12 protein-coding genes are annotated in these 12,736 nt (G+C 69.8%); all 12 read left to right on the top strand.

Features of this window, described 5'->3' with window-relative positions:
• Position 1 precedes the first annotated feature (1 nt).
• Positions 2-1,420, top strand: a complete 1,419-nt coding sequence (locus tag ACZ4SA_RS10765) for a UDP-N-acetylmuramoyl-tripeptide--D-alanyl-D-alanine ligase (protein WP_468272226.1) — start codon at positions 2-4, stop codon at positions 1,418-1,420.
• Entirely contained in the window at positions 1,417-2,487 is a 1,071-nt protein-coding gene (gene mraY / locus ACZ4SA_RS10770) for a phospho-N-acetylmuramoyl-pentapeptide-transferase (RefSeq protein WP_159692889.1), read from the top strand. The genes ACZ4SA_RS10765 and mraY overlap by 4 nt, the downstream gene beginning before the upstream one ends.
• Positions 2,469-3,896, top strand: a complete 1,428-nt coding sequence (gene murD / locus ACZ4SA_RS10775) for a UDP-N-acetylmuramoyl-L-alanine--D-glutamate ligase (protein ID WP_468272228.1) — start codon at positions 2,469-2,471, stop codon at positions 3,894-3,896. The genes mraY and murD overlap by 19 nt, the downstream gene beginning before the upstream one ends.
• 50 nt (positions 3,897-3,946) lie before the next feature.
• Positions 3,947-5,515 (top strand): putative lipid II flippase FtsW, encoded by a 1,569-nt coding sequence (gene ftsW, locus ACZ4SA_RS10780; protein WP_468272231.1) that lies wholly within the window; start codon positions 3,947-3,949, stop codon positions 5,513-5,515.
• Between the two features lie 6 nt (positions 5,516-5,521).
• Positions 5,522-6,616: an undecaprenyldiphospho-muramoylpentapeptide beta-N-acetylglucosaminyltransferase gene (murG, locus tag ACZ4SA_RS10785; RefSeq protein WP_356638467.1), complete on the top strand. Its 1,095-nt coding sequence runs from the start codon at positions 5,522-5,524 to the stop codon at positions 6,614-6,616.
• A 13-nt stretch (positions 6,617-6,629) separates the two neighbouring features.
• Complete coding sequence (locus tag ACZ4SA_RS10790; protein WP_468272234.1) at positions 6,630-7,445, top strand: cell division protein FtsQ/DivIB; 816 nt, start codon at positions 6,630-6,632, stop codon at positions 7,443-7,445.
• A 285-nt stretch (positions 7,446-7,730) separates the two neighbouring features.
• Positions 7,731-8,939 (top strand): cell division protein FtsZ, encoded by a 1,209-nt coding sequence (gene ftsZ, locus ACZ4SA_RS10795; RefSeq protein WP_468272236.1) that lies wholly within the window; start codon positions 7,731-7,733, stop codon positions 8,937-8,939.
• On the top strand, positions 8,936-9,685 hold the full coding sequence (gene pgeF, locus ACZ4SA_RS10800; RefSeq protein WP_468272238.1) for a peptidoglycan editing factor PgeF: 750 nt from the start codon (positions 8,936-8,938) through the stop codon (positions 9,683-9,685). The genes ftsZ and pgeF overlap by 4 nt, the downstream gene beginning before the upstream one ends.
• Complete coding sequence (locus ACZ4SA_RS10805) at positions 9,682-10,401, top strand: YggS family pyridoxal phosphate-dependent enzyme (RefSeq protein WP_468272241.1); 720 nt, start codon at positions 9,682-9,684, stop codon at positions 10,399-10,401. Before pgeF ends, ACZ4SA_RS10805 begins: the two co-directional genes overlap by 4 nt.
• Positions 10,402-10,525: 124 nt before the next feature.
• Entirely contained in the window at positions 10,526-11,131 is a 606-nt protein-coding gene (locus ACZ4SA_RS10810; protein ID WP_468272243.1) for a cell division protein SepF, read from the top strand.
• 70 nt (positions 11,132-11,201) lie between these two features.
• A complete protein-coding gene (locus tag ACZ4SA_RS10815; protein WP_177148724.1) occupies positions 11,202-11,498 on the top strand; it encodes a YggT family protein in 297 nt (98 codons plus the stop codon).
• A 49-nt stretch (positions 11,499-11,547) separates the two neighbouring features.
• Complete coding sequence (locus ACZ4SA_RS10820) at positions 11,548-12,642, top strand: DivIVA domain-containing protein (protein ID WP_468272246.1); 1,095 nt, start codon at positions 11,548-11,550, stop codon at positions 12,640-12,642.
• The last annotated feature ends 94 nt before the right edge of the window (positions 12,643-12,736 follow it).

Genomic DNA, 12,736 nt, shown 5'->3' on the forward strand with positions numbered 1-12,736 from the left:
AGTGATCGCCCTCTCCCTCGCCGAGATCGCAGACATCGTCGGCGGGCAGTCGCACGACATACCGGATCCGGCCGCACCCGTCACCGGCCCCGTCGTCATCGACTCCCGCGCCGTCGAGCCCGGCAGTCTCTTCGCCGCCTTCCAGGGCGAGAACGTCGACGGACACGACTACGCCGAGCGCGCGGTGGCGGCCGGCGCGGTGGCCGTACTGGCCGTCCGCCCCCTCGGCGTACCGGCGATCGTCGTCGACGACGTACAGGCCGCCCTCGGCCGCCTCGCACGGGCCGTGGTGGAGCGTCTCGGCACCAAGGTCGTCGCGCTGACCGGCTCGGCGGGGAAGACCAGCACCAAGGATCTGATCGCGCAGGTGCTCCAGCGCAAGGCGCCCACCGTCTGGACGCCCGGCTCCCTCAACAACGAGATCGGCCTTCCCCTCACCGCGCTGCGCGCCACCAAGGACACCGAACACCTGGTGCTCGAAATGGGAGCGCGCGGAATCGGCCACATCCGGTACCTGACCGAACTGACCCCGCCCCGGATCGGCCTCGTGCTGAACGTCGGCACCGCCCACATCGGGGAGTTCGGCGGCCGCGAGCAGATCGCCGAGGCCAAGGGCGAGATGGTCGAGTCGCTGCCCGCGGACGGCGTCGCCGTGCTCAACGCCGACGACCCGCTGGTGCGCGCCATGGCATCCCGGACAAAAGCACGGGTGCTGCTGTTCGGCGAGGCCGCCGACGCCGCCGTTCGCGCGGAGAATGTCCGGCTCACCGACCTGGGACAGCCGACCTTCACGCTCCACACACCCACCGGGTGCAGTGACGTGACCATGCGGCTGTACGGTGAGCACCACGTGTCGAACGCGCTCGCCGCGGCCGCCGTCGCCCATGAGCTGGACATGTCCGTCGACGAGATCGCCCTCGCGCTCTCCGAGGCGGGCACCCTCTCCCGCTGGCGCATGGAGGTCACCGAGCGTCCGGACGGCGTGACGGTCGTCAACGACGCCTACAACGCGAACCCCGAGTCCATGCGCGCCGCGCTGCGCGCACTGGCCGCCATGGGCGATGCCTCACGGGCAAAGGGAGGACGTACGTGGGCGGTGCTCGGCAAGATGGCCGAGCTCGGGGACGAAGCACTCGCCGAGCACGACGCGGTCGGGCGGCTCGCCGTCCGGCTCAATGTCGGCAAGCTCGTCGCGGTCGGGGGCAGGGAAGCGTCCTGGTTGCAACTGGGCGCATACAACGAGGGTTCGTGGGGTGAGGAGTCGGTGCACGTGTCCGACGCGCAGGCGGCGGTCGACCTGTTGCGCAGAGAGCTGCGCCCAGGAGACGTCGTGCTGGTGAAGGCTTCCAGGTCGGTCGGTCTGGAGCGGATCGCGCAGGCTCTGCTCGAGGGTCTCGAGGGTGAGGGTGCCGTCCGATGAGGCAGATCCTCTTCGCGGGAGCCATCGGTCTGTTCCTGACCCTGATCGGTACCCCGCTGCTGATCAAGCTCCTGGCCCGCAAGGGATACGGGCAGTTCATCCGTGACGACGGCCCGCGCGGCCACGCCGGAAAGAAGGGCACGCCCACGATGGGCGGCATCTCCTTCATCCTGGCCACGCTGATCGCCTATGCGCTCGCCAAGGTGATCACCGGCGAGGACCCGACCTTCTCGGGTGTGCTGGTGCTCTTCCTGATGGCGGGCATGGGCCTCGTCGGCTTCCTCGACGACTACATCAAGATCGTCAAGCAGCGGTCGCTCGGTCTGCGCGCCAAGGCGAAGATGGCCGGTCAGCTGATCGTCGGCATCGCGTTCGCCGTGCTGTCCCTGCAGTTCGCCGACCAGCGCGGCAACACGCCGGCCTCCACCAAGCTGTCGTTCATCACGGACTTCGGCTGGTCGATCGGCCCGGTGCTGTTCGTGGTCTGGGCCCTGTTCATGATCCTCGCGATGTCGAACGGCGTGAACCTGACGGACGGTCTGGACGGCCTCGCCACCGGCGCGTCGGTGATGGTCTTCGGCGCGTACACCTTCATCGGCCTGTGGCAGTTCCAGGAGTCCTGCGCCAACGCGGTGACCCTGACCAATCCCAACGCCTGTTTCGAGGTGCGCGATCCGCTCGACCTCGCGGTCGTCGCCTCGGCCCTCATGGGCTCCTGCTTCGGCTTCCTGTGGTGGAACACCTCGCCCGCCAAGATCTTTATGGGCGACACGGGCTCGCTCGCACTCGGCGGCGCACTCGCGGGCCTCGCGATCTGCTCCCGTACCGAGTTCCTGCTCGCCCTGCTCGGCGGACTGTTCGTTCTCATCACCATGTCCGTGGTGATCCAGGTCGGTTCGTTCAAGATGACCGGCAAGCGGGTCTTCCGGATGGCGCCGCTGCAGCACCACTTCGAGCTCAAGGGGTGGTCCGAAGTCCTTGTCGTGGTCCGGTTCTGGATCATCCAGGGCATGTGCGTGATCGTGGGTCTCGGCCTCTTCTACGCGGGATGGGCAGCAGACAAGTGAGCGACTGGCAGGGTTCGAACGTCACCGTCGCCGGCCTCGGCGTGAGCGGCATCAGCGCCGCCCGCGCCCTGGCCGGGCTCGGCGCCCACGTCACCGTCGTCGACGGCGGCGACAGCGAGACGCACCGCACGCGTGCGGCCGAACTGTCCGAACTGGGCATCGCCGTACGCCTCGGTGACGCCGAGACCCTGCCCAAGGGCACCGACCTGGTCGTCACCTCGCCCGGATGGAAGCCGTCCAGCCTGCTCTTCGAGGCGGCGGCCGAGGCGGGCGTCGACGTCGTCGGCGACGTCGAGATCGCCTGGCGACTGCGCGGCCCGGACGCCGCGCCCTGGCTCGCGATCACCGGCACCAACGGCAAGACGACGACAACGCGGATGCTCGCCTCGATCCTGACGGCGGCGGGCCTGCGGACGGCGGCGATCGGCAACATCGGTACGCCGATCATCGACGTCGTCACCGGCGACGAGCCCTACGACGTGCTCGCCGTGGAACTCTCCAGCTACCAGCTGCACTGGGCGCCCTCGCTGCGCGCCCACTCGGCCGCGGTGCTCAACCTCGCCCCCGACCACCTCGACTGGCACGGCTCCATGGCGGCGTACGCTGCCGACAAGGGCCGCATCTACGAGGGCAACACGGTCGCCTGTGTCTACAACGCCGCCGATCCCGCGACCGAGGAACTGGTCCGCGCTGCCGACGTGGAGGAGGGCTGCCGGGCGATCGGCTTCACGCTCGGTACGCCGGGCCCCTCCCAACTCGGTGTCGTGGACGGGATCCTGGTGGACCGCGCGTTCGTCGAGAACCGGCAGAAGCAGGCGCAGGAGCTGGCGGAGGTCTCCGACGTCAACCCGCCGGCGCCGCACAACATCGCCAACGCCCTTGCCGCCGCCGCGCTCGCCCGCGCCTTCGGCGTCGCGCCGGCCGCGGTACGCGACGGACTGCGTGCCTTCCGGCCCGACGCGCACCGCATCGAGCACGTGGAGGACGTGGCGGGCGTCGCGTACGTCGACGACTCCAAGGCCACCAACACCCATGCCACGGAAGCCTCTCTGGCCGCCTACGACCCGATCGTGTGGATCGCCGGGGGACTTGCCAAGGGAGCGACCTTCGACGGGCTGGTCACCAAGTCGGCGAAGCGACTTCGCGGTGTCGTCCTCATCGGGGCCGACCGCGCCCTGATCCGCGAAGCCCTGGCGCGACACGCGCCCGAGGTCCCGGTCGTCGACCTCGACCGGACCGACACTGGGGCGATGTCCGCCGCGGTACGGGAGGCGGCCTCGCTCGCCCGGCCGGGGGACACGGTGCTGCTGGCCCCGGCCTGCGCCTCGATGGACATGTTCACCGACTACAACAAGCGGGGCGAGGCTTTCGCGGAAGCGGTCCGCGCACTCGCCGCCGAGCACGCCTGACAGCCGCCAGGTCCGGCTGCCGCCGGGCACGACTGGAGGGGACAGCGACCATGCCGGCCACCGACCAGCCCTTGGGCCCCGCCCCGTCCGCCGACCCGCCCAGGCCGACCACTCCAGGCTCCCCGCAGGGCACGGCGGACGGCTCCCCGGTGGGCATGGCGACACAGGGGCGTGTACGGGACCGGGCAGCCGCGTCGCTCGCCCAGGGGTCCCTGCGCGCTGTACGCGCCGCGCGGGCCTGGGCGGCCAGGCTCGTGCCGGCCGGTCCGGTGCCCGGGCCCGCCGGGGGAGCCGGCGTCGCGCTGCGGAGCCGTACCGGCGGGGACGTACGGCGCCTGCCACGGGTACGGGGCGGCGTGGGCCGCTCGGGCGGCCCGGAGGGCCCCCGCGGGCCGCGACGGCTGTACGAGCAGGCGCGCAGGGCCTGGGACCGCCCCCTCACCGCGTACTACCTGATCCTGGGCAGCAGCCTCCTGATCACCGTGCTCGGCCTCGTCATGGTCTACTCCGCGTCGATGATCCAGGCGCTGGAGTACTCGCTGCCCGCCTCGTACTTCTTCCAGAAGCAGTTCGTCGCGGCGGCCATCGGTGCGGGCCTGCTGCTGATCGCGTCTCGTATGCCGGTCAAACTGCACCGGGCCCTGTCGTATCCGCTCCTGGTGGTCACGGTCTTCCTCATGGTGCTCGTGCAGGTCCCCGGGATAGGGCACGCGGTCAACGGCAACCAGAACTGGATCTACCTCGGCGGTCCGTTCCAGCTTCAGCCCAGTGAGTTCGGCAAACTGGCGCTCATCCTGTGGGGCGCGGATCTGCTCGCCCGCAAGCAGGACCGGCGGCTGCTGACCCAGTGGAAGCACCTGCTGGTGCCGCTCGTCCCCATCGCCTTCCTCCTCCTCGGCCTGATCATGCTCGGCGGCGACATGGGTACGGCGATCATCCTCACCGCGATCCTGTTCGGACTGCTGTGGCTGGCCGGGGCGCCCACACGGCTCTTCGCGGGGGTGCTCGGCATCGCCGGTTTCGTGGGTCTGCTGCTCATCAGGACCAACGAGAACCGGATGTCCCGGCTGTCCTGCATCGGCGCCATCGACCTCGGTCCGGAAGGCGAGTGCTGGCAGGCGGTGCACGGCATCTATGCTCTTGCCTCTGGCGGATGGTTCGGTTCCGGCCTCGGAGCAAGTGTGGAAAAATGGGGCCAACTACCCGAACCGCACACCGACTTCATCTTCGCCATCGCCGGGGAGGAACTGGGCCTGGCGGGGACGCTGTCGGTGCTCGCTCTGTTCGCGGCTCTAGGCTATGCGGGTATCCGCGTCGCCGGACGCACGGAGGACCCCTTCGTGAGATACGCCGCGGGAGGCGTCACCACGTGGATCACGGCCCAGGCCATGGTCAACATCGGTGCGGTGCTCGGTCTGCTGCCGATCGCCGGCGTCCCGCTGCCGCTGTTCTCCTACGGGGGTTCCGCGCTGCTGCCGACGATGTTCGCCGTCGGGCTGCTGATCGCCTTCGCGCGAGAGGATCCCGCGGCGAAGGCGGCCCTGGCCGTGCGGAGGCCCGGGGTGAGATGGAAGACGATGAGACGGCGCGTCAAGAAGCGTCCGTCCGGAGAGCGGTGAATTTCGGTGCATGTCGTACTCGCCGGTGGGGGGACCGCCGGCCACATCGAGCCCGCGCTCGCCCTCGCGGACGCCCTGCGCAGGCAGGACCCATCCGTGGGCATCACGGCCCTCGGCACGGAGCGGGGCCTGGAGACCAGGCTCGTGCCCGAGCGGGGCTACGAGCTGGCCCTCATCCCCGCCGTACCGCTGCCACGTAAGCCGACCCCCGAGCTGATCACGGTCCCCGGGCGGCTCCGCGGCACCATCAAGGCCGCCGAGCAGATCCTCGAGCGCACCAAGGCCGACTGCGTGGTCGGCTTCGGCGGTTACGTCGCGCTGCCCGGCTATCTGGCCGCCAAGCGCCTCGGTGTGCCGATCGTCGTCCACGAGGCCAACGCCCGACCCGGTCTCGCCAACAAGATCGGCTCGCGGTACGCCGCGGGGGTCGCCGTCGCCACACCGGACAGCAAGCTGCGCAACTCCCGGTACATCGGCATCCCGCTGCGCCACACCATCGCGACGCTCGACCGCGCACGGGTCCGTCCCGAGGCGCGTGCGGCCTTCGGCCTCGACCCCAACCTGCCGACGTTGCTGGTGTCCGGCGGCTCGCAGGGCGCCCGCCGCCTCAACGAGGTGATCCAGCAGATCGCCCCCGTGCTCCAGCGCTCCGGCATCCAGATCCTGCACGCGGTCGGCCCCAAGAACGAGCTGCCACGCGTGGACAACATGCCCGGTATGCCGCCCTATGTGCCGGTACCGTACGTGGACCGGATGGATCTCGCGTACGCCGCGGCCGACATGATGCTCTGCCGCGCGGGCGCGATGACCGTCGCCGAACTCTCCGCCGTGGGACTGCCCGCCGCCTACGTACCGCTGCCGATCGGCAACGGGGAGCAGCGGCTCAACGCCCAGCCGGTGGTGAAGGCCGGCGGCGGACTGCTGGTCGACGACGCGGAACTGACCCCCGAGTGGGTCCAGGGCAACGTCCTTCCGGTGCTCGCCGATCCCCACCGGCTGTACGAGATGTCGCGTGCGGCCGCCGAGTTCGGCCGCAGGGACGCCGACGAACTGCTCGTCGGCATGGTGTACGAGGCGATTGCGGCACGCCGCCAGGCGTGAGAAGGCAGGGAGCGTGGCCGGACCGACCACCGCGGAACGTGGTGCGCCGGGGCCCAAGGGCGGCCCCGGCGGACCGGACGACAAGGTCCGCCCGCCCCGCAAGGGCGCTCCGGCCGTGCGCTTCCGGCGGCCCGGGCCCCGCTCCCTGTCGATCGCTTTCGGCGCGCTGGTGGCCGTCGCCGGTGCGATCTGGCTGCTCTACGGTTCCGCGTGGCTGCGGACCGAACACGTGAAGACCACCGGCGCCGAGGTGCTCACGCCCCGCGAGGTCGAGGCCGTGGCGCATGTGCCGATCGGGGCGCCGCTCATCTCGGTCGACACCGACGCCATCGAGGCCAGGCTGCGACAGAGGCTGCCACGCATCGACTCGGTGGACGTCGAGCGGTCTTGGCCGCACGGGATCGAACTGGTCGTGACGGAGCGAAAGCCGGTCCTGCTGCTGGAAAAGGGGGCAAAGTTTGTCGAAGTGGATGCGAAGAGCGTCCGGTTCGCGACGGTCGACACCGCTCCGAAGGGTGTTCCCCTGCTGAGCTTGGAAGTTGACGGATCGGCGAGTCTGAAGCGATTCGGCGCCGACCGGCTTGTCGCGGAGGCGGTCCGCGTCAGGAGCGAACTCCCCGCAAAGGTCGCAGCCGATCTGAAGAGCATGAAAGTGGTCTCATATGACTACATTTCCCTGGAGTTGAGTGGCGATCGCAGCGTCGTGTGGGGCAGTCCGGAGGCGGGCGAGGCGAAGGCCCGTGCGCTCACGGCGCTCATGAAAGCAGCTCCCAAAGCCGGGCACTTTGATGTGAGCGCGCCCAGCGCCCCTGCCGTATCGGGGAGTTGACGCCCATCAGTGCTGGCCAGCACCCTGGTTGGTCATGGCTGTGCGTGATCACATAGGGTGAAAAGAAAAACGGGAGGTTCGGCGTGTTCGTTGAACGGGCGCCACTTGTCGACTTAGTGTCCTGTTCGGAAGAGTCCAGGGAACGGACATACTGGTAACCCTAAACTTCAGAGTTAGGGTTCGGGTCGGCAGCCGGGCTGGTCGGGCCGTCCCAATTCGACATCAGTCGTCGCAGCGCGGCCCCGCGCGGCGACGACACGTAACTCGAGGCGAGAGGCCTTCGACGTGGCAGCACCGCAGAACTACCTCGCAGTCATCAAGGTCATCGGTGTCGGCGGCGGTGGTGTCAATGCCATCAACCGAATGATCGAGGTCGGTCTCAAGGGCGTCGAGTTCATCGCTATCAACACGGACGCGCAGGCGCTGTTGATGAGCGACGCCGACGTCAAGCTCGACGTCGGCCGCGAACTCACCCGTGGCCTCGGTGCCGGAGCGAATCCGGCAGTCGGCCGCAAGGCGGCAGAGGACCACCGCGAGGAGATCGAGGAGGTCCTCAAGGGGGCCGACATGGTCTTCGTCACCGCCGGTGAAGGCGGCGGCACCGGCACCGGCGGCGCACCCGTCGTCGCCAACATCGCCCGCTCGCTGGGCGCCCTGACGATCGGCGTGGTCACCCGCCCGTTCACCTTCGAGGGCCGGCGCCGCGCGAACCAGGCGGAGGACGGCATCGCCGATCTCCGTGAAGAGGTCGACACCCTCATCGTCATCCCCAACGACCGCCTGCTGTCCATCTCCGACCGTCAGGTCAGCGTGCTGGACGCGTTCAAGTCCGCGGACCAGGTGCTGCTGTCGGGTGTCCAGGGGATCACCGACCTCATCACCACGCCGGGTCTGATCAACCTCGACTTCGCCGACGTCAAGTCCGTGATGTCGGAGGCCGGCTCGGCCCTCATGGGCATCGGCTCCGCTCGCGGCGACGACCGCGCGGTGGCCGCGGCGGAAATGGCGATCTCCTCGCCGCTGCTGGAGGCGTCGATCGACGGCGCCCGCGGTGTGCTGCTCTCCATCTCCGGCGGCTCGGACCTCGGTCTGTTCGAGATCAACGAGGCCGCCCAGCTGGTGAGCGAGGCCGCCCACCCCGAGGCGAACATCATCTTCGGCGCGGTCATCGACGACGCGCTCGGCGACGAGGTGCGGGTCACCGTCATCGCGGCCGGCTTCGACGGCGGTCAGCCGCCGACCCGCCGGGAGAACGTGATCGGTTCCGCCTCGAACAAGCGTGAGGAGCAGTCCTCGGCTCCGGCGCGGAGCACCGACAGCTCCCGCTCCACCGGCGGGCTCGGCACCGTGCCCGTCCGCGAGGAGCCCGCGTCCCCCGAGCCGGCTCCGGTCGCCGGTGACCTGGGGGCGTCCGGCCCGGCCCAGGTCCCGCCGGCCCGCCCCTACCCGGACAGCCAGGCCGAAGAGCTGGATGTCCCGGACTTCTTGAAGTGACAGTGCAGCCCGACGCAATACACGAGAGCGGCGCGCACTTCGCCTTCACCGACAGGTGGGGCGGGGTGAGCGCCGTTCCGTACGAGGAGCTCAACCTCGGCGGCGCCGTTGGCGACGACCCCGAGGTGGTGCTGGCCAACCGGTCGATCGCCGCCAAGTCCCTGGGTCTGGACCCGGGAGCGGTCGTCTGGATGAACCAGGTCCACGGCCGGGAGGTGGCCGTGGTCGACGGGCCGTGGGGGGATTCGCCCGGCGCGTCCGTCGACGGTGTGGTCACCGCACGGCGGGGCCTGGCTCTCGCCGTGCTCACCGCCGACTGCACCCCCGTCCTGCTCGCCGACCCCGTCGCGGGGGTGGTGGGCGCGGCGCACGCCGGCCGCCCGGGCATGGTCGCGGGCATCGTGCCCGCCACGGTCGAGGCGATGAAAGCACTCGGCGCACAGCCGGAACGCATCATCGCCCGCACCGGACCTGCCGTTTGCGGTCGCTGTTACGAAGTTCCCGAGCAGATGCGGTCCGAAGTGGCAGCGATCGAGCCGGCCGCCTGGTCGGAGACGAGCTGGGGGACCCCGGCCGTCGACGTCACGGCCGGGGTGCACGCCCAGCTCGAGGCGCTCGGAGTGCGGGACCGGCGGCAGTCGCCGGTCTGCACGCTCGAATCGCGCGACCACTACTCGTACCGCCGCGACCGCACGACCGGGCGGCTCGCCGGATACGTCTGGCTGAAGGACCGGGAAACCCCATGACCGACCGGAGAACCGAACTCGCCGCGAATCTCGCGGCGGTGGAGGAACGTATCGCCTCCGCGTGCGCGGCCGCGGGCCGAGCGCGTGAAGAGGTGACCCTCATCGTGGTCACCAAGACCTATCCGGCGAGCGATGTGCGCATCCTCTATGAACTCGGTGTGCGTCATGTAGCGGAGAACCGTGATCAGGACGCGGCTCCCAAGGCCGCGGCATGCGCGGATCTGCATCTTCACTGGCATTTCGTCGGTCAGTTGCAGACCAACAAGGTCCGTTCTGTTGCGAGTTATGTCGATGTGGTGCAGTCGGTCGACCGGCTCAAGCTCGTTTCCGCCCTCTCCGCCGCCGCGGTGCGCGCCGAGCGGGAGCTGGGCTGCCTGATCCAGGTCGCCCTGGACGCCGAGTCCGGCCGGCAGGGCGACCGGGGCGGTGTCGCGCCGGACGGGATCGAGGAGTTGGCGGCGGCCGTCGCCGGCTCACCAGGACTGCGGCTCGACGGTCTGATGACTGTCGCGCCGCTCGCCGGACCGTACGCGGGACGGCAACAGGCGGCGTTCGAGCGGTTGATGGAATTCGCATCACGCCTGCGCGCGGCTCATCCGGCTGCGAACATGGTGTCAGCAGGGATGAGTGCGGACCTCGAGCAGGCCGTGGCGGCCGGAGCGACACATGTGCGCGTCGGTACGGCGGTACTCGGAGTCCGACCCCGGCTCGGGTAACGTCGCGAAGCAAGTCGGACCACAGTAGAAAATATGGTCATTCCCGCTCATAGCGGGCAGGCCGAGTGGATCGCGGGCACTTGGTGACGAATGCCGATCCACCACAGAGCGGAGGACTCAGAGAATGGCCGGCGCGATGCGCAAGATGGCGGTCTACCTCGGCCTCGTGGAGGACGATGGGTACGACGGCCGGGGCTTCGACCCCGATGACGACTTCGAACCCGAGCCGGAGCCCGAGCGGGACCACCGGCGGCACCAGCCCCCCCGGCAGATGGAGCGCGAGGAGCCGGTGCGAGTGCCTGCCCCTCCCGCCCCGCGTGAGCCGGTCGCCCTGCCTGCAGACAGTGGCCGTCCGGCACGAATCGCCCCCGTGGCATCCATCACACCTGAACGCCCGAGCATGGAGAAGAACGCACCCGTGATCATGCCCAAGGTCGTCTCCGAGCGGGAGCCCTACCGCATCACCACGCTGCATCCGCGGACCTACAACGAGGCCCGTACCATCGGGGAACACTTCCGCGAGGGCACCCCGGTGATCATGAACCTCACGGAGATGGACGACACCGATGCGAAGCGACTTGTCGACTTTGCCGCGGGACTCGTCTTCGGTCTCCATGGCAGCATTGAGCGAGTGACGCAGAAGGTGTTCCTGTTGTCGCCTGCTAACGTCGATGTCACGGCGGAAGACAAGGCCCGCATCGCAGAGGGCGGGTTCTTCAACCAGAGCTGAGGAACGACACCGGGAACGACCCGGCCGTAGGGCCGGCTGAGATGGGAACCAGGGGAGAGGGAAGCGCGGGATGAGCGTCGCACTACAGGTGGTCTACATCGCTCTGATGTGCTTCCTTGTCGTCCTGATCTTCCGGCTCGTCATGGACTACGTCTTTCAGTTCGCCCGTTCATGGCAACCCGGCAAGGCGATGGTGGTCGTACTGGAGGCCACCTACACTGTCACCGATCCACCGCTCAAGCTTCTGCGGCGGTTCATCCCGCCGTTGCGTCTCGGGGGCGTGGCACTCGACCTGTCCTTCTTCGTTCTGATGATCATCGTCTACATCCTGATCTCCATCGTTCGTGGAGTGGGGAACTCGATGTGAGCGATACGGTCCTGCCGACTGCCGACGACTACGTAGAGGTGAAGAAGAGATGCCGCTGACTCCCGAGGACGTGCGGAACAAGCAGTTCACGACCGTCCGCCTCCGAGAAGGCTATGACGAGGACGAGGTCGATGCCTTCCTCGACGAGGTCGAGTCCGAGCTGACCCGTCTGCTCCGTGAGAACGAGGACCTGCGCGCGAAGCTGGCCGCGGCGACCCGTGCGGCCGCGCAGAACCAGCAGCAGGGCATGCGTAAACCTCCGGAGCCGCAGGACGGCCGTGGCCCGGGCGGTCCCGGTGCCCCCGTCCCCGCCGCCATATCCGGACCCCCCGTCCAGCAGCAGCCCCCGCAGATGGGTCCGCCCCAGCTGCCCGGTGGTGCGCCGCAGCTGCCGGCCGGTCCGAGCCACGGTGGTCCCCAGGGGGGCCCGATGGGCCCCGGCCCGATGCAGGGTGGCCCCATGGGCGGCCCGATGCAGGGTGGCCCCATGGGCGGTCACGGCGGCCCGCAGGGTCCCGGTCCGATGGGTCAGGGCCCCGGCGGTGACAGCGCCGCACGCGTCCTCTCCCTTGCCCAGCAGACCGCCGACCAGGCGATCGCGGAGGCCCGTTCCGAGGCCAACAAGATCGTCGGCGAGGCGCGCTCGCGCGCCGAGGGCCTGGAGCGGGACGCCCGCGCCAAGGCCGACGCCCTCGAGCGGGACGCCCAGGAGAAGCACCGCGTTGCGATGGGTTCCCTCGAGTCCGCGCGCGCCACGCTGGAGCGCAAGGTCGAGGACCTGCGGGGCTTCGAGCGCGAGTACCGGACCCGGCTGAAGTCCTACCTGGAGAGCCAGCTGCGTCAGCTGGAGACCCAGGCGGACGACTCCCTGGCCCCGCCGCGCACGCCGGCGGCCGCGTCGCTGCCGCCGTCCCCGGCGCCTTCCATGGCTCCGGCCGGCGCGAGCGCCCCGTCCTACGGCGGCGGCCAGACGATGGGCGGCCACGGTGGCCCCTCGCAGGGCGGCCCGTCGTACGGCGGCCAGCAGCAGATGTCACCGGCGATGACCCAGCCGATGGCACCGGTGCGGCCGCAGGCGCCGCAGCCGATGCAGCAGGCGCCGTCGCCGATGCGGGGCTTCCTGATCGACGAGGACGACAACTGACGGGGATGCGCGCGCAGCGCGCGTAGCCGTCGGCAGACAGCGGGGCCGGGCCCGGGGTGCGAATGCACTCCGGGCCCGGCCTTTGGCGTGGCCC

The sequence above is a fragment of the Streptomyces sp. NPDC027962 genome (assembly GCF_055566095.1).

Excerpts from the sequence above, each read along its gene's own strand:
- mraY (WP_159692889.1), top strand. The coding sequence starts at position 1,417 with ATGAGGCAGATCCTCTTCGCGGGAGCCATCGGTCTGTTCCTGACCCTG.
- murD (WP_468272228.1), top strand. The coding sequence starts at position 2,469 with ATGGGCAGCAGACAAGTGAGCGACTGGCAGGGTTCGAACGTCACCGTC.
- ftsW (WP_468272231.1), top strand. The coding sequence starts at position 3,947 with ATGCCGGCCACCGACCAGCCCTTGGGCCCCGCCCCGTCCGCCGACCCG.
- ACZ4SA_RS10805 (WP_468272241.1), top strand. The coding sequence starts at position 9,682 with ATGACCGACCGGAGAACCGAACTCGCCGCGAATCTCGCGGCGGTGGAG.
- ACZ4SA_RS10810 (WP_468272243.1), top strand. The coding sequence starts at position 10,526 with ATGGCCGGCGCGATGCGCAAGATGGCGGTCTACCTCGGCCTCGTGGAG.
- ACZ4SA_RS10815 (WP_177148724.1), top strand. The coding sequence starts at position 11,202 with ATGAGCGTCGCACTACAGGTGGTCTACATCGCTCTGATGTGCTTCCTT.
- ACZ4SA_RS10820 (WP_468272246.1), top strand. The coding sequence starts at position 11,548 with ATGCCGCTGACTCCCGAGGACGTGCGGAACAAGCAGTTCACGACCGTC.